18 protein-coding genes and 1 tRNA gene are annotated in these 19,208 nt (G+C 63.6%); 11 read left to right on the top strand and 8 right to left on the bottom strand.

The features are described from left to right. Positions 1-164 precede the first annotated feature (164 nt). The 3 genes from HNE_RS11085 to HNE_RS11075 all read left to right on the top strand — a co-directional run bounded on the left by HNE_RS11085 (position 165) and on the right by HNE_RS11075 (position 2,605). Entirely contained in the window at positions 165-1,586 is a 1,422-nt protein-coding gene (locus tag HNE_RS11085; protein ID WP_011647234.1) for a GumC family protein, read from the top strand. A gap of 80 nt (positions 1,587-1,666) precedes the next feature. Then, a complete protein-coding gene (locus HNE_RS11080; RefSeq protein WP_011647233.1) occupies positions 1,667-2,362 on the top strand; it encodes a hypothetical protein in 696 nt (231 codons plus the stop codon). A 153-nt stretch (positions 2,363-2,515) separates the two neighbouring features. Beyond that, positions 2,516-2,605 (top strand) — tRNA-Ser (locus HNE_RS11075). Here HNE_RS11075 and HNE_RS18835 read toward each other — a convergent pair. Next, positions 2,566-2,844, bottom strand: coding sequence for a hypothetical protein (locus HNE_RS18835; protein WP_193334330.1), 279 nt, complete (start codon positions 2,842-2,844; stop codon positions 2,566-2,568). The genes HNE_RS11075 and HNE_RS18835 overlap by 40 nt on opposite strands. Between HNE_RS18835 and HNE_RS19160 the strand changes: the two genes are divergently transcribed. After that, positions 2,743-2,982, top strand: a complete 240-nt coding sequence (locus HNE_RS19160) for a DUF6538 domain-containing protein (protein ID WP_049755117.1) — start codon at positions 2,743-2,745, stop codon at positions 2,980-2,982. The genes HNE_RS18835 and HNE_RS19160 overlap by 102 nt on opposite strands. On the opposite strand, the gene HNE_RS11065 is transcribed toward HNE_RS19160, so the two are convergent. From HNE_RS11065 to nirB, 4 genes are read right to left on the bottom strand one after another with little or no spacing between them, the layout of a single operon-like run. Continuing rightward, positions 2,953-4,677, bottom strand: coding sequence for a bifunctional protein-serine/threonine kinase/phosphatase (locus HNE_RS11065; RefSeq protein WP_011647231.1), 1,725 nt, complete (start codon positions 4,675-4,677; stop codon positions 2,953-2,955). The genes HNE_RS19160 and HNE_RS11065 overlap by 30 nt on opposite strands. A 5-nt stretch (positions 4,678-4,682) precedes the next feature. Beyond that, positions 4,683-5,525 carry a formate/nitrite transporter family protein gene (locus HNE_RS11060; protein WP_011647230.1) on the bottom strand — a complete coding sequence of 281 codons (843 nt, stop codon included), beginning with the start codon at positions 5,523-5,525 and terminating at the stop codon, positions 4,683-4,685. Positions 5,526-5,539: 14 nt separating this feature from the next. Beyond that, positions 5,540-5,887, bottom strand: coding sequence for a nitrite reductase small subunit NirD (gene nirD, locus HNE_RS11055; protein ID WP_011647229.1), 348 nt, complete (start codon positions 5,885-5,887; stop codon positions 5,540-5,542). Then, positions 5,884-8,355, bottom strand: coding sequence for a nitrite reductase large subunit NirB (nirB, locus tag HNE_RS11050; protein ID WP_011647228.1), 2,472 nt, complete (start codon positions 8,353-8,355; stop codon positions 5,884-5,886). Before nirB ends, nirD begins: the two co-directional genes overlap by 4 nt. A gap of 396 nt (positions 8,356-8,751) precedes the next feature. Here nirB and HNE_RS11045 point away from each other — a divergent pair, with 396 nt between their 5' ends. The 4 genes from HNE_RS11045 to cobA all read left to right on the top strand — a co-directional run bounded on the left by HNE_RS11045 (position 8,752) and on the right by cobA (position 12,662). Continuing rightward, positions 8,752-9,333, top strand: coding sequence for an ANTAR domain-containing response regulator (locus HNE_RS11045; protein ID WP_035592741.1), 582 nt, complete (start codon positions 8,752-8,754; stop codon positions 9,331-9,333). Next, complete coding sequence (locus tag HNE_RS11040; protein WP_011647226.1) at positions 9,330-10,472, top strand: ABC transporter substrate-binding protein; 1,143 nt, start codon at positions 9,330-9,332, stop codon at positions 10,470-10,472. The genes HNE_RS11045 and HNE_RS11040 overlap by 4 nt, the downstream gene beginning before the upstream one ends. Positions 10,473-10,674: 202 nt before the next feature. Then, entirely contained in the window at positions 10,675-11,886 is a 1,212-nt protein-coding gene (locus HNE_RS11035; protein ID WP_011647225.1) for an alginate export family protein, read from the top strand. Continuing rightward, positions 11,883-12,662 (top strand): uroporphyrinogen-III C-methyltransferase, encoded by a 780-nt coding sequence (cobA, locus tag HNE_RS11030; protein ID WP_011647224.1) that lies wholly within the window; start codon positions 11,883-11,885, stop codon positions 12,660-12,662. Before HNE_RS11035 ends, cobA begins: the two co-directional genes overlap by 4 nt. A gap of 680 nt (positions 12,663-13,342) precedes the next feature. Here cobA and HNE_RS11025 read toward each other — a convergent pair. After that, positions 13,343-14,152: a helix-turn-helix transcriptional regulator gene (locus tag HNE_RS11025; RefSeq protein WP_011647223.1), complete on the bottom strand. Its 810-nt coding sequence runs from the start codon at positions 14,150-14,152 to the stop codon at positions 13,343-13,345. Between the two features lie 103 nt (positions 14,153-14,255). On the opposite strand from HNE_RS11025, the gene HNE_RS11020 reads away from it, so the two are divergent. Together HNE_RS11020 and HNE_RS11015 are read left to right on the top strand one after the other, a co-directional pair. Continuing rightward, positions 14,256-15,149: an SDR family oxidoreductase gene (locus HNE_RS11020; RefSeq protein ID WP_011647222.1), complete on the top strand. Its 894-nt coding sequence runs from the start codon at positions 14,256-14,258 to the stop codon at positions 15,147-15,149. A 24-nt stretch (positions 15,150-15,173) separates the two neighbouring features. Beyond that, complete coding sequence (locus tag HNE_RS11015; RefSeq protein WP_035592739.1) at positions 15,174-15,653, top strand: hypothetical protein; 480 nt, start codon at positions 15,174-15,176, stop codon at positions 15,651-15,653. A 151-nt stretch (positions 15,654-15,804) separates the two neighbouring features. On the opposite strand, the gene HNE_RS11010 is transcribed toward HNE_RS11015, so the two are convergent. Then, entirely contained in the window at positions 15,805-16,686 is an 882-nt protein-coding gene (locus HNE_RS11010; RefSeq protein ID WP_011647220.1) for an AraC family transcriptional regulator, read from the bottom strand. Between the two features lie 135 nt (positions 16,687-16,821). Here HNE_RS11010 and HNE_RS11005 point away from each other — a divergent pair, with 135 nt between their 5' ends. After that, positions 16,822-17,793, top strand: a complete 972-nt coding sequence (locus HNE_RS11005; protein ID WP_011647219.1) for an aldo/keto reductase — start codon at positions 16,822-16,824, stop codon at positions 17,791-17,793. Positions 17,794-18,213: 420 nt separating this feature from the next. On the opposite strand, the gene HNE_RS10995 is transcribed toward HNE_RS11005, so the two are convergent. After that, entirely contained in the window at positions 18,214-18,960 is a 747-nt protein-coding gene (locus tag HNE_RS10995) for a MipA/OmpV family protein (RefSeq protein ID WP_233351903.1), read from the bottom strand. Between the last annotated feature and the right edge of the window lie 248 nt (positions 18,961-19,208).

Genomic DNA, 19,208 nt, shown 5'->3' with positions numbered 1-19,208 from the left:
GTGGCAGGGGCCCGATAGGGGGCGGCCTGACGCGGAAAGCAGGAAGCTGATGGTCTATATGGGCAAGGCGGCACGCGGGGCCAGTCCCCTGATGCTTAAGGAAATATAAAACGCGCCGTGCCATTCATGACAGGTTGAGTACCCGCAAGGAGCGGCGCGAGCCTATGTCCCCAGCCGATGCCGGCCAGCCTGTAGCCAGGGCGGCGCCTGTGCGCCTGCGTCCGCGCTTGGGTGTGGCAGATGTGCTGGTGCATCTGTGGCGGGCGAAATGGCTGATGCTGCTGGTGTTTCTGCCGCTGTTTGCGCTGGGACTGTTTGCGGCGTTGATGCTGCCCGTAAAATATACCGCAACCGCCCGGCTGTTGGTTTCGCCAGCGGCGGAGCGGGCCGGAGGCAGCGCAGAAAACCTTGCGCAGTCCGAGATCGAACTGGTGCGCAGCCCCGTGGTGGCGCGCGCCGCGCTGGGCAAGGTGACCCTCGCGCGGGCCTATCCGGCGCTTGCCGCGCAGTGCAGCGTGAAGGATTGCGAACGTATTGGCGCCGAGCTGGTCGGCGCGAGCCTCGAAACCTGGATCGCGCCGGGTGGCGGCGCAGTGAGCCTGAGACTGAGCCATTCAGAGCCCGCCATTGCGGCGGAACTGCTCAACGCCCTGACACGCGCCTATCTCGATTACCGCCCGGCTGTGCTGGGTGAGGAGCCTGCCTTGAGTTTTGGCGCCCAGCGGGAACGCTTTGAACGGGAAGTGGGCGACGCAGAAGCAGCGATCCAGACCTATCTCTCTCAAAATGGCCTAAGCGGACTGGAAACCGGCGCCGGCGCCAATCAGCGCCTCTACGAAGCCGCCAATCTGGAGCTGATGGCCGCGACGGCGCGTAAGGCGCAGCGGGAGGCGGAACTTGCCAGCTATCGTCAGAAACTGACCACGCTGAGCCCTGATCAGACGCTGTATGAGGAAGACACGTCGCGTCAGCGCCTGCAGGAACTCTATGTTCAGCGGGCAGAGCTGCGCGCACGCCTCGCGCCCAATTCGCTTGCGCTGCGCGATCTCGATAATCGCATCGCGCGGATTGAAGGCCTGCTCGCCTCGCAGGATCAAACTGCCGCAACGGTGCGCCGTGGACCTGACCCTCTGTATCAGGAGGTACAGGCGGCCATAGCGCGGCTGGAGGCCGAGGTGCAGGCGGCGAGCCGTCAGCAGGCGGATTTGCATGCGCAGATTGCCAGTATTGAAGCGCGGGACCAGAGATTGCGGGAACTCGCGCCCGGCCTTGCAGAGTTGCAGCGGCGGCGTGACGTGGCGGCAGAGGCTGCGCGCGGCTTTGGCGCCCGCGCAGCGCAGGCCCGCGCCCGCAGTGAACTGGCGCGCGAAGGGGCTGGCGATGTGCGGCTTCTGGAGGACGCGCAGGTTCCGCGCCGCGGTGAAAGCTGGCGCGTGCCTGCGGCGCTGGTGGCCTTTCTGCTGGCCGCCTTTGCGGCCTTTGTTGCAGGGCTCGCCCATGCGCTCAGCCGGCACGGATTTGCGACGCCGGGCGCGCTGGAACGCACGACGGGATTGCCCGTTCTGGCGGTTATTCGCGAGCATTGACGGCCAGGGCAGCGGCCTTTTCTAAAGACGCGTTAACCCTCCCATGCTAGCGCTTCAGGCAGGAAGCACAAAGGCCAAGCATGTTCGATCTGCGCCAGGATCTTTCCGGCCTCTGGCAGGCCGCAACGCGGGTAACCCCGCGTTCGGGAGGGCGCGTCCTGATGTTCATCTCGGCCAGGGAAGGCGAAGGGGTCAGCAGCGTTGCCGCGTCCTTTGCGCTCATGGCGTCGGCGCGCGCCGCCCGGATGAGCTGGCTGGTCGATCTCGACCTTCGGGAAAACCCTCTCTATGCGGCCTTTTCGAAAGGTGTTCTGAAAGGCGTTGGACGGCCGGGGCATCCGCTGGACGCTTCCTTGGGAACGGAACAGATTTATACCGTTCACGGATCGGAAAATACGCCGGCGATGTCCAAACTGCTGACGGCCCACCAGATCGACGGGCTCCGTTTGCTGGTGACGCGATTCCGTAATGAGCGGCTTCAGCCCGGTCAGCGGCTGCGGATGCAGGCTGCGCCGGCCTGGTGGGATGTTCTGCGCCGCAGCGCGGACTGGGCGATAGTGGACGCGCCGGCTCTGTCACGCTCCGCTGCGGGGCTGACATTCGCGCCGCTGGCAGACGGCGTCGTGCTGATTGTGCAGGCAGATGGCACAGGCGCTGATGAGGTCGACGACTTGCGGACAGCAGTGGAAACATCCGGCGGGCGTGTCATCGGCGTCGTCATGAACCGCTTCAGATCTGGCCCGCCGCCGCGCGGCAAGAGCCGGAATGGGGCCTGAATCGACCCCTGAACAAAGCCAGCAGCGTCTGATTCTCCCGCAACTGCCGCCGCTGACCCTGAAATTTGGCGTGATTTCACAACCCGCAGCATAAATTGACCGCAATTGAGACTTGCCCCATTTCCCCCCTGTCTATAGGGAATTCCGAGCGCTGGAGAGGTGGCCGAGTGGCTGAAGGCGCGCCCCTGCTAAGGGCGTATACGTTAACGCGTATCGAGGGTTCGAATCCCTTCCTCTCCGCCAGACTTCCTCCTGTTTTCTGCTCTTAACGCCCTGAAAAAACGCAAATATTTGCGCTGGATCGCTCCGGGCTGCACGCCGTCGAACTTGAACTGCTGCACATTTTGCTGCACAATTTGCTGCACACTGGCGGAGCGGCGATGTCTGTTTTCAAGCGGGGCGGTAAGTACCAGATGCGCCGGCGGGTGCCGCGGCGCTATCGCGGGATCGAGCCCCGGGACATCATCTGGATCAGCCTTCATACGGATTCTGAAAGTATCGCACGAAGCAAGGCGGACCTAGCCTGGGCTCAGCTGGGCTTTTTGGAGCGTGGGTGGCCAAAGGGGCGCGGGCGCCAGGGGAGGGCAGCTTCAGCCGCGTATAGCCAGGAAGAGGGATAGCGCGGCCAGCAGGGCGCACAGCCCCTGCCAGAACCTCAGCGGGTTTCGCTCGATCAGGGGCGCGTGTCTCTCCCGGAGAAATCTCGGGTTCGGGGCGCGCAGGTCGGCCAGGAATTCCGACAGCGCTTCATAGCGCCGGCGGGCGAGCGGGTCTGTCGCCGTGCGGAGCGCGCCGTTGATCCAGGCCGGAAGGGGCTGGCCGGCGCGGGTGGCGGGCTGGTAGGTCAGCGCCCGGCGGTTTTTGTCAGAGCGCACCTTGCCTCCCGCTGCGCCATACGGGAGGCGCCCGGTCAGGAGCTCATAGGCGATCACGCCAATCGCGAACTGGTCACTGGCGCGGCCTGGCGGCTCGCCCAGGAGGAGTTCGGGCGCGGCATACTGAAGGGCGCCCAGCGCTGCGGGCGGCAGGGCAATGGCAGAGTCCGCGATGCCCGCCACATGGGCCGACCCGAAATCAATCAGCTGGACCCCGCCCGTCCCGTCGATCAGGATATTCTCCGGCCGCAGATCGCCATGGGCTATTTCCTTCCGATGCAGCGCGCGGACGCCGGCCACGATCTGCTCGAGAAGGGTCCTGACTGTTTCCAGAGGCAACTCGGGCTGGTCATTCATGAGCTGCCGGAGGCTCTGTCCGTCGACGAATTCCAGGAGCACGTAGAGGTAGCTGCGCGCCCGGCCGAGATCGGCCGCCGGCACAATGTGCGGACTGGACACCCGGCGCGCCACCCATTCCTCCATCATGAACCGGCGCAGGAGCACCGGGTCGGCGCAGAGCTCTGCCGCCGGGGCTTTCAGGACCAGGCGGCGATGTGTGGCCGGGTCGAGGACCAGGTAGACATGGCTGCGGGCGTTGGCATGCAGTTTCCGGAGAATCCGCAGCCCGTCGATCTCGGACAGGGCGTCCAGCGGCGGGGGCGGCGGAAAGTCCTGCGCGGCCCGGATCATGTCAGAGGCGTCGCTCTCGGGAAGCGCGTCTATCCGGATGATCTGTACCGTGAGATTATCATCGGAGCCATTCGCCTTTGCCGCCGCGACCAGGCGCGCGGCGGCCAGATCGAGATCACCGGCTTGCGCGTTGAGATGCGCACTGAGCTCGCGCCACGGGATATGATCGGCGGCCCCATCCGTGGCCAGCACGAACAGGTCGCCTTCGGAGAGGGCGACGGACCTGTAGTCAATCTCGACATCGGCGCCCGCGCCCAGGGCGCGGCCCAGATAGGTTTCTGCCGGGGACAGGACGACCCGGTGGGGCTCGGTCAGCGGCTCGAACGCGCCCTGGCGGAGGCGGCCGATGACCCCGTCGCCGACATGCAGGAGATGGGCCACCCGGCCCTTGATCACGAGCGCGCTGAATGTGGTGACATAGCCCCCGTCCGCGCCCTCGCCGCGTGTGCGCGCGCGGGTCTGGCCAAACAGCCAGGAATTGGTGGCCTCCAGCACGCGCCGGGCAGAGGTTTTGACCGACCAGGCGTCCGACGTGCAGTAATAATCGGTCAGGAAACTCTTCACCGCAATTTCCGCGGCCTCGCCGCCGAACCGGCTGGAACTCACCCCGTCCGCCACGGCAAAACTCGCGCCCTTCAGCGCCAGTACGGCGCCCTGCGGAATGAGGGCGCCGTGAAAATCCTGGTTTGTCTCTTTTTGCCCCCGGTCGGACCATTGTCCGACCGAGAGCCTGAGGGGAGCCGGGCGCAGGGGCCTTACTCCGCGGGCGAGGTGACGATGCCGCGCGCGGGCGTATTGCGCGCCGCGCCGGGACGGATATGCGTGGAGTAGAGCGTGAGACCGACAAAGGCGAGACCGCCCACGAGATTGCCCAGAACCGTCGGAAGCTCATTCCACAGAAGATAGTCCATGAAGGAGAAATCGCCACCGAGCATCAGGCCCGACGGAAACAGATACATGTTCACGATCGAATGCTCAAAGCCCATATAGAAGAACAGCATGATCGGCATCCACATCGCAATCACCTTGCCCGACACGGACGTGGACAGCATCGCGCCGACAACCCCGGTCGAGACCATCCAGTTGCACAGCACCGCCCGCACGAAGAGGGTGAGCATCCCCGCCCAGCCATGGGCGGCATATCCGACGGTCCGGCCCTCGCCGATGGTGCCGATTTTTTCCCCCACGACATTGGGGGCCTCGGTAAACCCGGTTGTAAAAATGATCGCCATCATGACCGCCACCGTCAGCGCGCCGGCAAAATTGCCAAAGAAAACCAGCGTCCAGTTACGCAGGACCCCGCCCAGCGTTACGCCCGGCCGCTTGTCGATCAGGGCGAGCGGGCAGAGGGTGAAGACACCGGTCAGAAGATCAAATCCCAGAAGATAGAGCAGGCAGAACCCTACCGGGAACAGGATCGCCCCGGCCAGCGGATTGCCGGTCTGAACGGTCACGGTAATGGCGAACGCCGCGGCCAGGGCGAGGATCGCGCCGGCCATATAGGCCCGCACCAGGGTGTCGCGGGTCGACATGAAGATCTTCGCTTCGCCGGCGTCGATCATCTTGGTGACGAAATCAGTGGGTGCCAGATAGGCCATGTGTGGAATGCTCCTCAGCGGGTTGCGTTCAGGGGTGGGACAAGTTCGGTCAGGTCAATCAGGACGCGGCCGTCCCGGATCTCTGTCCGGAAGGTGCGTACACGGCCGGCGTCGGCGCCCTGCGCCCGGCCGGTTTCCAGGGAAATGGTCCAGTTGTGCAGCGGGCAGGTGACGCAGGCCCCGTGAACCATCCCGTCCGACAGGGGACCGCCTTTGTGCGGGCAGCGGTCCTCCAGTCCGTACACGGTGTCAGATCCGGTCCGGAAAACGGCGATCCTGATCCCGCCAGCCATAATCCTGAGGGCACCTGGCCGGGGGATGTCCTCCAGGGCGGCGAGGTCGGTGAGCGGCGCGTGGCTCATGACACCCCTCCTGGCAGTTGGGGCGTCAGGGATACAAATTCCTGTCTTTCGAGTCCGGCGACCCGCTCCGCCCAGGGATCGATCTGCGCCTTTTTCTGGGACACGATAAATCGCTCGAAATAGTCGCGGCGCCGTTCTGGATCTGCGAGGATCTGCTCAGAAATGACCGGCGTGCCGATCCGGGCCGCCCATTTGTAGATCCGTTCGAGATAGAAACCCTGTTCGCGGTACATCTGGAGCAGGGCGGCGATCACTTCGACCGCTTCGTCTTCGGTGCGGACCAGGCCGAGTTTTTCCGTGCCCCTGATTTCGAGGCCCGCGGCGCCGGCGAAGTGGATCTCATAGCCGCTGTCCACACAAATGACGCCAATGTCCTTGCACGTGGCTTCCGCGCAGTTACGGGGGCAGCCGGAGACGGCGAGTTTCACCTTGGCGGGGGTCCATGACCCCCAGAGGAATTTCTCCAGACGAATGCCAAGCCCGGTCGAATCCTGCGTGCCGAAGCGGCACCATTCTGACCCGACGCAGGTCTTCACCGTGCGCAGTCCCTTGGCATAGGCATGCCCCGACACCATGCCGGCGGCATTCAGATCCGCCCAGACAGCCGGCAAGTCTTCTTTTTTCACGCCCAGCAGGTCAATCCGCTGGCCGCCGGTATATTTGACCATCGGTATCTCGAACCTGTCGACAACGTCCGCAATGGCCCGTAATTCCTTCGACGACGTCACCCCGCCCCAGGCGCGGGGCACGACGGAGAATGTCCCGTCCTTCTGGATATTTGCATGCGCCCGCTCATTGATGAACCGGGACTGAGGATCGTCCGTATACGTATCGGGCCAGTCGCACAGAAGATAATAGTTGAGGGCGGGCCGGCACTTGGCGCAGCCGTCCGGGGTCGACCAGCCAAGTTCCTGCATCACCGCCGGAATCGATGTCAGGGTTTTGACCTTGATCAGCCGGCGAACCTCTCCGTGACCCAGGGGCGTGCAGGGGCACATCGTTTTGGCCGCGCCGGCCTGGTAGCCGTCGCCCAGGACCAGCGACATCAGATTTTCGACGAGCCCGGTGCAGCTGCCGCACGAGGCGGATGCCTTGGTATGGGCCCGGACCGCGTCGAGGGTGGTGAGGTTCTTTGTCCGGATCGTCGTGACGATCTTTCCCTTGCAGACCCCGTTACACCCGCAGATTTCCGCGTCGTCGGGCAGGGCAGCGACCGTCGCCAGGGGATCGAGGGCAGCCCCTTGCGCGTTTTGCCCGAAGATCAGGGTTTCCCTTATGTCCCCGATGTCGACGTCCCGCTTCTTGAGGTCGCTCAGCCAGGGACCATCCCGCGTGTCGCCATAAAGAACCGCGCCGATGACGCGGTTCTCCCTGAGCACGACACGCTTGTAGATGCCGCGGGCCGCGTCGCGCAGCACGATGTCTTCGCGATCGCTTTCGGAGGCAAAGTCGCCGAGCGAATAGAGATTGATCCCTGTCACTTTCAGTTTGGTGGCGGTGTCGGCATGCCGGAATGTAATCGTTTCATCTCCGGCCAGCCGCGCCGCGGCGGCTTTTGCCATCTCGTAGAGCGGCGCGACGAGGCCATAGACCCGCCCGTCCACTTCGGCGCATTCCCCGAGGGCGAGAATATCGGGGTCAGAGGTGCCCATCTGCGCATCAACGCGGATGCCGCGGCCCACGTTCAGCCCGGCGCCCCGCGCCAGCGCCGCATTCGGCCGGATGCCGACGGCCATGACGACCAGGGAGGCGTCGAGTGTTGTTCCGTCTTCAAGTTCAAGGCCTTCGGCGCGGGTTTCCCCGAGCACGGCCCGGGTTTTTGCGCCGCAGAGGACCCGGATGCCGCGCGCCTCCAGTTCCTTCTGCAGGAGGTAGCCGGCGGACGCATCAAGCTGACGCTCCATCAGGGTCGGCATCAGGTGAACGACCGTCACCTCCATGCCGCGAGCCTGAAGCCCGGCCGCCGCTTCCAGCCCGAGCAGGCCGCCGCCGATGACCACGGCCTTGTGACCGGGCTGCGCGGCCAGCATCATCGCGGTGACGTCATCCAGGTCGCGGTAGGAGAGGACGCCGCTGAGGCTGGCGCCCGGAACCGGCAGGATCAGGGGGTCGGAGCCCGTCGCCAGGACGAGCGTATCGTAGCGGGCGACCTCACCCTGATCGGACGTCACGGTTTTTAACTGCCGGTCAATTGCTACGACGCGGTGGCCCTTATAGAGAGTGATCCCGTGCTCGATGTACCAGCCATCGCCATGGATCACGATGTCGTCGAATGTCTTCTCGCCGGACAATACGGGGGAAAGCATGATGCGGTCATAATTGACGCGCGGTTCGGCATTGAAGATCTTGACGTCGAAGTCTTTCCCTCCGTGCTCGAACAGATGTTCGAGCATGCGGCCGGGCGCCATGCCATTGCCGACGATGACCAGGCGATGTCGCTTTGGTAAGGGATAAGGGACTTCAGGCATGGATACTCCGCTTTAAACGGCGAAGCATCTTGCCTTCGCCGGGTTCTTTTCCCGGAACCCGGCCACAGACCGCGCTCCGGCTCTCCCCGTTGGAAGGGAGCCGAAAACGCAGCCTCATCGCTGCACGCACCAGATAGGGGTGCTGGCATTCAGATCACATCAACGCGATCCGAGGCTCAGGGAAGCCTGCGGTGTTTGCAGACACCAGCGTAAAACCGCCCTGGGGCGTGAATGTGGGCGCGCTGCCGCGAAATTGTGCGCCGGCCAGACGCGCTGCCCGGCTTTCGGGCAGGAACCGGGTCGAGCGGCTTCATTGCGCGCGGGCCGGTAGCAGCGACTCCGGATCGCGCGTCAGCGTCGGCCCCTGAAGTCCCTTTGTTCAGGTGTCCGGTATTTGTGCGCGTCCTTCTGGTTGATCATAATGAACAGCGCCGCGCCCTCGTGCTGGAAGGATTACGCGATGTCTCCGATATGGTTGTGCATTTCGCGTCCGGCACGCTGACCATGCTGGATCAGATTGCGCGCCATTCGCCCGATCTGGTGATTATTGCCTGTGACACCCCGGCGCGCGACACTCTCGAAGATCTCAAACGGGTCACGCAGACCAACCCGAAGCCCATTGTCATGTTCGTCGACCGCAGCGCGCCGGAAGAGACAGAAGAGGCCCTGCGCGCAGGCGTGGCCGCCTATGTTGTGGACGGGCTTTCGGCATCGCGGGTGCGCTCGGTGCTCGACCTTGCCAAGGCCCGCTTCCGCGTGATGCAGGACGCGCGCGAGGATATTGCCCGCGCGCGCGCGCAGCTGGAAGACCGCAAAGCGATGGACCGTGCCAAAGGCCTGCTGATGAAGCGGCGCGGGATTGATGAGCCGGCGGCCTTCGCGCTTCTACGCAAATCTGCCATGGACCGGTGCATCACGATTGCGGCGGTCGCCCGCGAGATCCTCGCTTCGGAGCAATTGCTGGGAGGGGAAGAATGATCCCGCTACGCCTCGGCTACGTGCCGCTGAACGATTGCGCCCCGCTGGTCATGGCGCAGGCGCTTGGCCTCTTCGAGGCTCAGGGACTGGACGTCCGGCTCGTCCGTCAGAATGCCTGGTCCACGGCGCGGGAACTCATCCAGCTCGGGATGCTGGACGGGGGGCATATGCTGGCGCCGGCGGTGGTTGCGCGCTGGCTGGACGGCGGTCCCGGGGGACTTGTGGCCCCGATGGCCCTCAGCCTGAACGGAAATTCGATCATTGTGTCCCTGGCCCTCTACGGGCGTATGTGTGACGCGCTGGGCCATCCCCCGCGCACCGCCCTGGAAGCGGCCCGGTCCCTTCATACGGTGGTGTCTGCAGATGCGGCGGCGGGGCGGCGGCCCCTGACCTTTGCGGCTGTGTTTCCGGAATCGCGGCAGTATATCGAGTTGAAGCGGTTTTTTTCTGCGGGCGGGATCGATCCGGACCTCATCCGCATCCTGATTGTACCCCCACCTGAGGTGGACGGCTTTCTGGAGCGCGACCTCGTCGACGGATACTGTGTCGGGGAGCCCTGGGGGTCCTACTCGGTGGCGCGCGGCTATGGCGCGATGGTGGCGAGCTCCCTGGATCTGCGACCTGCGGGGATCGAAAAGGTGCTGGCGGTGGGGCCTCCCATTCTGGAGGCCGACGCCACCGGCGCCCTCGTGCGCGCGGTCTCAGGTGCGTCTGTCTGGCTGGATCAGCCCGGCAATCGCGCCGCCGCCGCCGGGGTCCTCAGTCAGAAGGGCTTTGTGCCTGTGCCGGAGGAGGTTGTCCGTCGCGGTCTTGAAGGGCAGATCGTCCGGTATCCGGGCGGCGCGGCAGAGACGCACGCGGATTTCATGGTCTTTGATCGTTACGCGGCTGGATTCCCCTGGCTCAGCCAGGCGCGGCTGATCGCAGAGGAACTGGTGGCGAGCGGCGTGTCTGTCAGCGCAATGGGCGCAGAGCAGGCCTTCCGGCCGGATCTTTACCGCGCGGCGCTTGCAGGGAGCGGGCGCAGTCTGCCGGGCACCGACGAGAAACCGGAGGCCTGTCATCCTGCGGGCTGGACATTCGGCGACGCGGATCAACCCATCGAAATGGGCCCCGATCGCCCGCTTTTTGATCTTTGAGCCGTTAAAGCGCGCAAATTTTCGCCGGCGCGCCTGAAAAGCATCCTCCGTGGACAGAGGCTGTCGACTTCAATGCCGCCATAAAGGCTGTTCGGGGTGAAGGCGCAGCGTTGTGCCGGGAAAATTTAAGGTAATCAGCGGGCAGAGACGTCCGCGCAGCCGAAAGGCTGCGCGGACTTTTTTGCGTTTGGCACAGGAGACGATGTTGCGATTTTCCGGAGTTTTTGCAGGGCTGCTGAGCAGCGGATTTTTAGGATGCCTGGCGTTTTCAGAAGCCTCAGCGCAGGCCGCAGCCGACCCTTTCCGCGCCTGGCTGGAGTTCAGGCCCCGCTGGGAAGCAGCAGATCAGGACGGTGTCCGGCCGGCCGAGGCCCTGACCGTGCGCACGCGGCTCGGATTTGAAACCCGAGCCTGGAAGGATCTGTCTGCAACTTTGGAATTCGAGGATGTGAGATCCCTGTACGGCAATTATAATGATGCGGTTCCGCCCGCTGAACCCTATGCGGTCATCGCCGATCCTGAGGTCACGGAAGTGAACCTGGCGCAGCTTGTCTGGAAGCCCGCAGAGGCGTTCAGCGCCACGCTCGGCCGGCAGCGGATCAATCTGGATGACCAGAGATTCGTCGGCGGCGCGGCGTGGCGCCAGGACGAACAGACCTTTGATGCCCTTCGGCTCGACTATGCCGCCGGCCCGGTTCAGGCGAGCTACGCCTATGTGGACCGCGTCAACCGGATCTTCGGGGACGACCTTGATTGGGACAGCAACACGCATATGGCAAACCTGCGCGTGTCTCCCGGCCCGTCCCTGGAGCTCACGGGATTTGCGTATCTGATGGATTTTGAGGACGGCGGGGCCCCGGTATCGAACGCGACCTATGGCGCCCGGATGACCGGCGTCATCGCCCAATCGGGCAGGAAGCTCGCCTATGCGGCCAGTCTGGCGCGGCAGACGGACTATGGCGGCAATCCGGTAAGCTATGAGGCCCGTTATGCCGCAGCCGAACTGACCCTGTCAGACGGGCCGGTTGCCGGACGCCTGGGATGGGAGCGCCTGGGGGCCGGCGACGGCGGCGCCTTCCAGACGCCGCTCGCGACCGGGCATGCCTTCAACGGCTTTGCAGATGTCTTCCTGACGACGCCGCGAGACGGGCTCGATGATATTTATGTAGGGGCGAGCTATACCAGCGCCCTGGCACTTGGCCCAATCCTGAAACCCGCTGTTTCGCTGACGTGGCATGACTTTTCTGCAGAGCGGACGGGCGCGGATCTGGGCACCGAGCTGGACCTGACAACGACGTTTGCTCTGAGCGGGGATTTATCCGGTGTGGTAAAACTCGCCCGCTATAACGGCGCAGGGGGGCTGTCAGACAGGACGCGTTTCTGGCTGGGGTTTACCTGGAAGGCCTGGCAATGACCGTCCGTATCACCCTGGTTGGGGCTGGCCCAGGCGCGGCCGATCTCCTGACGCTTCGCGCCGTGCGGGCGATCGAGGCGGCCGAGGTCGTCCTGATCGATGCGCTGGTGAGCGATGAGGTCAGATCGCTCATTCCTCCCGGCGCCCGGATCATTGAGGTTGGCAAGCGCGGGCACAAGCCTTCGGCCGGACAGGATTTCATCAACCGGACTCTGGTTCGATATGCGCAGCAGGGGTTCAATGTGGTCCGGCTGAAGGGCGGCGATCCTTCCATCTTTGGACGGGCGGCCGAGGAGCGGGCCGCGCTTGAGGCTATGGGAATCGAGGTTGCCGTCGTTCCCGGAATAACCAGCGCATCGGCGGCCGCTGCGCAGTTTCGAATCTCTCTTACCGAACGGGGCACGGCCCGGCGGGTCCTGTTCGCAACGGGGCACCGGGCAGAGGGACCGGAAACCGACTGGGAGAGCGCCGCGGATCCTGCCACGACGGTATGCCTCTATATGGCCGCACATGATTTTGCGGCCATCGCGGCCGCGTTGATTGCGGCGGGCCGTCGGGCGGACACACCGGCCATCGCTGTCTGCGATGTGGAGCGACCGGCCGCAAGGATGCTGGCGGCGACCCTTGCAACGCTGGCTGCCCGGCTCGCGGCCGACGCGTTTGAAGGGCCCGTCGTCATCCTGGTCGGCGACGTGTGCCGCAGGGCCGTTAGCTCACCCTGCGCACCGCATTTCCGAGAGGGTGAGCGACGGGTCAGCCTGCCTGGTTTGCTCTAAGCTAATTGATCGCGTCCTGCCCGGATGAGGCCCCGATCAGACAGACAGGGGGCCGGTCACAGACCGTTGGCCCGGTCCTGGACCGCGGAGTTGCCAAGCCCGGTATCAGCGGCAGGGGATGGCAGACCCGCCCTGCACAGACGGCTGATAATCGGGGCCCCTGTCTGACTTTGCGCTTGCGCAGGCGGAGAGATGCTCCGGCAGGAGGCGCGTTTCTCGGAGCCGATGTCAGGGGGGGCGACAAGAAAGCCCCGGCGCATGGATCCAACGTGACGTAAGCAGCCAATCATATTAGAATTCCTTGTGGCGCTGAAGGGTAGCGTCGAACTCAGACACAAAGGAGAATGTGCCCTGCAGTTTGCATTACAGGCCTCGCGTTGGAGCGTTATAATGCGCGGAATAGTAAGGTTTTTTAATTGACTTTTGCGCGCGTCACCCGCGTTACTGCTGACGAAGTGAAAACTTCCCATAGCCTTGAACAGATTGAACTTAAGGCGCTCTCAAGGAGCGCTTTCGGGTTCGGCACTGCTTGTCGCAATACCTTTCATGTTGAGACAGAACGATTTTGTATCCCGGTATCGAAAGCTGCGTGGTGGGGTTTTCTCCAGATGCGCGAGAGATCGCTGCGGCAGCGGGATGACACCGCGTTACGGGAGCGCCTTATGCAGGTGTCTCAGAGCCTAGCTGCACAGCTGCTCGATCTTCTCCCTGTCCGCGTCGCTGGCAGGATTATAGATCATGAGCTTCAGGTCGGGGCGGCCATCAACGGCAAAGGAAGAGAATTCCAGGCAAACTTCGCCCACCTTTGGCTTGAGGATCGTTTTTGTGCCTTCGCCGGGCCGCAGGACATCGTTTTCCTTCCATAGACGAACAAAGGCCTCGCTGTTGGCGGAAAGTTCTGCCAGGAGATCGGCAGCCCGCGGATTATGTCCCGCCCGCGCGGTTTCTGCCCGGAAGGTGGCCACCAGATACCGCGCTGTCAGCGCCCAGTCGGACTGGGCGGCCTGTGTCTGACTATCGAGAAACATCAGTCTCAGGATATTCCGCTCCCCGGGCGGCAGAAGGTCATAGTCTGTCAGCACTCGTCGCGCGGCCTGGTTCCAGCCGATGACATCCCAGCTCGAGGTGGCAACGAGGGCGGGGATGAGGGGGAGGGCATCGAGCACGCGCTGCAGGCGCGGGGCGACCCCCTCCGGGGCTGCGGTGCCTGCGCGCGCCGGCCGGCCGATTCCGATCAGGAAGAGATAGTCCCGCTCTGCCTCCGTCAACATCAGCGCGCTCGCGAGGCTTTCGAGGACGCGGGCCGAGGGGGCGCCGCCGCGGCCCTGTTCCAGCCAGGTATACCAGGTCGTGCTGATATTCGCCCGGGCGGCAACCTCCTCGCGGCGCAGGCCCGGCGTGCGCCGCCGGCCCGTGAACCCCAGCGCGGCGGGATCGAGCCGCTGCCGGCGATCTTTCAGGAAGGTGCTGAAGTCTTTGGCCGTGTCCATCATGCGTCGATCCAGATAGCAATTATACCTGTATAAAGTCTCGTCTTTAACCGGTTAAAGTTTTGCCCGATGGAAACGCCATTCGCAAGACGAGGCAGATCTTATGAGAGTATTTGTAACCGGAGCTACCGGCTTTGTCGGGTCGGCGGTTGTGGCAGAGCTGGAGCGGCGCGGCCATCAGGTGATCGGGCTCGCGCGCAGCGAGCGGGCCGCCAGGGCGCTTCTTCAGTCGGGGATCGGCATCCATCGCGGCGACGTTGACGCGCCCGAAAGTCTGATCCCGGTCCTCAGCGAGGTTGATGCTGTTATTCATACAGCCTTCAACCATGATTTTTCCCGCTACCTGGAGAATTGTGAAGCCGATCGCCGGTTGCTTGACGTTCTGGCCCGCGCCCTGGCCGGAACGGACAAAGCACTGATTGCGACGTCTGCCACTGTTGTCACAGAGACGAATGGTTTGATGACGGAGCATAAGCCTGCGTCAGAGCAGGTTCCGCGCAGCGCATCAGAGGCTTTTCTGAGCTTTGCCGATGAGGGCGTGCGCACCGCCGTTGTCCGTCTGCCGCCCAGCGTGCATGGGGCGGGGGACGCGGCATTTGTTCCTGCGCTGATCGCTCTGGCCAGGCAACATGGCGCCTCGGCCTATATCGGTGACGGCACCAATCGCTGGCCAGCGGTTCACCGCGACGACGCGGCCAGCCTGTTCTGTGACGCGGTTGAGCAGCCGCGGCCGGGGGCGCGCTATCACGCGGTCGCCGAGACCGACATTCCGTTTCGCGATATCGCTGAGGCGATCGGAGAGGGACTGGGCCTGCCGGTCCGGAGCCTGCCGGTCGAGCAGGCGGAAACGCATTTTGGCTGGCTTGCAATGTTTGCCGCGATCGACAATCCCACATCGAGCGATTGGACGCGGAAAATGACGGGCTGGGCATCCCATCAGGCCGGGCTCATCCAGGATATGACGGGCGCCCGCTATTTCGATCCCCAGACCCGCTAAGGAGTGCTCCCCATGAGATACCGTATGTCGTCAATCCCCATGATCCTCCTGATGCTGAGCGCGTCACCGACCCTGGCACAGGCGCAGGCGACAGGTGACGCGTCCGGCGCCAGGGCGCCGATGGCTGTGGTCCCGGTGACCGAGGCGATAAACAGGGATTTTCAGCCGCTCTATCCCGACCGGCCGGAGGGGCCGAACCTGGTCGTTCTGGACGGCGATCCGAAAAGTGGTCCGTCCCTGACCCTCTTTCGATATGGACGGGACTATACCGGCAGCGGCAATCTTCATTTCCACACGCATGATTACCGGCTCTGGCTCATCGAGGGGGGCCTCAAACACTGGGACGAGGACGGGCGTGAAGCGACGGCCACGCGGCTTGAGCCGGGCGCCTATGTCTATCAGCCGGCCCATCTCCTGCATGCCGCCAATTGTCTGACGGACCGCTGTATTGCGTATGTTGCCTTCGATGGACCGATCGAAACGGGGTTGCCTGCCGGTGAGTAGCAGCGCTGCGCCGCCGATGGAAGCGGGTCGAAGCGCAGGGGGCGCGGGTCAACCGCGTCCGGCGGCCAGGCAGGGCGCATTCCCGCCCGGATACACCGCCACCAGATACCCGCGAGCGGTTGTCATGTGAGACCGGGCGGTCCCTGAAACTTCAGGGGCCGTCTTTACTCGCGGGCTGCAAGGCGTCTGCGTCGCGCCGTGGCGGGGCGCCAAACAAGCGTTTGTACTCGCGCGAGAACTGCGACGCGCTTTCATAGCCCACGGCATACCCGACAGTCGCGGCCTCGGCGCGTTCGGTCACGAGGCGGCGGCGCGCCTCATGCAACCGGATGTGCTTCTGGTACTGAAGCGGGCTCACGCCCGTCACCGCCTTGAAACGCCGGTGGAATACGGAGGAACTCATGCCTGCCACGGTGGCCATGGCCCCGATGCTCAAATTTTCGGCATAGTGCTGGCGTACCCAGGCCATGGCGCGCCGGATATGGGAAAGCCGGGAGTCTGCGCCCGCGATCTGACGCAGCAGGCCACCCTGCTGCCCCATGAGGAGCCGGAACATCAGTTCGTGCTCCAGATGTGCCGCCATCACGCGAACCTCATCGGGACGATCAAGCAATTCGGCAAATCGCCGCCAGGCTTCGAGCAGCCGGGGATCCGCCTTCGAGACGCCATAGCCCGATCGGATCCGGGCTTCAGGCAGGCGATCCATCTCGAGAAGAACCGCCGAGATGACGGCGGCATCCAGCAGGAGGTTCAAGGCAAGATAGGGTTCGTCTGTGGACGCCTCACAGACCTGTCCCATGGCGGTGACTTCGGCGGCGACGACCATGCACTCGCCCGGCCCGTATTGGAGGGCGCCATCGCCAATAAAGGTGCGTTTGGTGCCCTGAAGCACAAGACAGACGACCGGATCGTAGATCAGGCCAGCCGCGTCGGTCGGCGTATCGATGCGGAAGAGGTGAAGGCGGGGCATCGCCGGGCTGCCGCGTCCTGCATGGCGCAGGGCTACGGATCTGATCGCATCCAAATCTGTCATCGCGATACGACACACCGAAAGCAAACAAAGATCAAGCATCCGGCAGGATCAGGCAATCATCCGGGACCATCGGGCATCCATCGGCTGCGCCGTCGGGCTTACATGGACGTTCTCAATTCCAGAAAGGACGTCCCGATGCATACCCGCAAACTCGGCAGGAATGGACCTGATGTTTCAGCCATTGGCTATGGTGCGATGGGCTTTCATGCCCATTATGGCGCGGCCGACCCGCAAGCCGGTCTCGACCTCATCCGGCGCGCCTATGATCAGGGCGTAAATTTCTTCGACACGGCAGAAATGTATGGCTGGGGCGAGAACGAAAAGTTCATCGGCCAGGCGGTGAAGGGCTTTCGCGATGAGGTCGTGCTGGCCACAAAATTCGGCTTCACCTATGAAGACGGCGTCTATGGCACCAACAGCCAGCCCGGCCACATCCGCAAAGTAACGGAGAACAGCCTGCGCCATCTCGGCGTCGACCATATCGACATCCTCTATCAGCACCGCGTCGATCCCGATGTCCCGATCGAAGACGTTGCCGGGACCATCCGGGATCTGATCGCCGAGGGCAAGGTAAAGTATTTTGGCCTCAGCGAAGCCGGGCCGCAGACGATCCGCAAGGCCCATGCCGTGCAGCCCGTCACCGTCCTGCAGACCGAATATTCCGTATTCGAACGCAATGTTGAAACGGTTCTGCCCACCCTACGGGAACTGGGCATCGGCTTTGTCGCTTATTCGCCGCTGGGCCGGGGTTTTCTTACAAGCGCCGTCAAACCGTCTGCGGAGTATGAAGACACCGATATGCGCCGCTTCGACCCCCGCTGGCAGCCGGGTAATTTCGAGAAGAACCTTGACGCGGTCCGCCAGCTCGGTGAGCTGGCTAAGGACAAGGGCATCACGGTGTCTCAACTGGCGCTCGCCTGGCTGCTCGCCCAGGGCGAGGACATCGTTCCGATCCCGGGCACCCGCCGGATCGACCGGCTTGAGGAAAACCTCGCTTCGGCAGAGGTGACGCTGTCGACTGATGATCTTGCCGGTATCCGGAACATCCTTCCGGAGGGCGCGTTCGGCGCGCGCTATGCCGGCGATATGGTTCCGGACTGGCTCTGACCGCCACCCCAGACTTCCCCAAGAGCTACAGTGTAGACGGATCTTGTGTTCAGCTCGTCGCGGCGCAACCGTCACGCTTTCTGGCGCCACTCCGACCTCACCGACGTGAATGAAGTCTGCATCTCCCCTGACGCCGGCAGAAGCGTCAACAGCCCTGTCAAGATCGATCTGAAGCGGTTCATTCCACTGGCTTTCCGAAGCAGCTGCGGGTCCCTTCTCCGGCGTGAAGCGGTTCCTTTCCTCAACGCCAATTCCTGCCAGTTCATTGCGGCAGTGAGCCCATGGCGCTGGTCAGTGACTTGATTGATCCTCCAAAGGAATATGACGCCCGGGCCAGGTAAAATTCTGCCCATTCCGACCATCCCCCTCAGCGCAGTTTGCTCGGCGCTAAGGGGGCGCTCATATTTCTTTCAACCGCGTTTAGAAACGGTACGCGATGGCAGTGCCGATCATCGGTTGCCAGCGATCGCCTTCTTCGGTGATGGGGCTGTCAGCGGCATCGCCGACGAGATAGTTTGTACCGGCACGGACAATCAGACCGATCTGGTCATCCAGCCAGTAACCTGCGGTCATGCCAATGCCGACATCCTTTATGCCGGAGCTGGCGGAGAATTCAGAAAGTCCGCTCATTGCGGACGCGGCGCCATCCACACCAAAGTAGGTCTGAAGATAGTTTTCATCCGCCCAGCTTGTCTGCATGTCAAAGGATAGCTGGAACACCGGATTGTTTATGGCGGCATAACTGGCGCTGGCCGTGGCGAGAAGTCCGTCATGAACATCCGAAACGTCATGCATGAGCGTTATTTCGGTCCGCAAGGCGCCCTGACCGGACCGGTCGCCGCCGAAACGGTAACCGGCAAAAGCGCCGGCCTCAACCGCCGTATCTAATTCGGGCAGCAGCGCGATCTGACCATCGGCGCCGTCCCGGGACAGCCGTCCGCCGATGACAGGGCCGAAGGAAAAGCGCGTGTCCGATGCCAGATCGGCCCGCGCGCGCAAACCCTGGAACTGGAACTGGGTGCCGCGCCATTCGACATTTGCCACAGCGAACGGGATGAGCCGGAGCTCGCCGGAGCCATCATATTCCGGAACCGTACCAGGGCCGATGGCCACGACGCCTTGCGGCGCCTCTGAGGGGCGCTCCTGAGCCTGGGCGGCGGGTGACATCAGCGCGAGCTCGCACCCTACTAAGATAGTCAGCAGTATACGCATGGAAATTTCCTGTGCTTGAGGGGAGGAAGGCTCCCTGAAGCGGTCGGCTTGAACCATCCTCTTCAGGGAGCCCCGGGGATTGCCGGTAGGCAGGGGGGGGGAGGACCGGCAAAGGCCCCTTGCCGGATCATCGGAAGTAGCAGGTGGGGACGCTTCCGGATCCGGGTCTTGCGCGCCGGTCTGAGCGGCGCTCTGTCCGGGTA

This window comes from Hyphomonas neptunium ATCC 15444, from assembly GCF_000013025.1.
Taxonomy (GTDB): Bacteria; Pseudomonadota; Alphaproteobacteria; order Caulobacterales; family Hyphomonadaceae; genus Hyphomonas; species Hyphomonas neptunia.
Note: the sequence above shows the minus strand (reverse complement) of the source record. Positions and strands in the feature narration are given on the sequence as shown.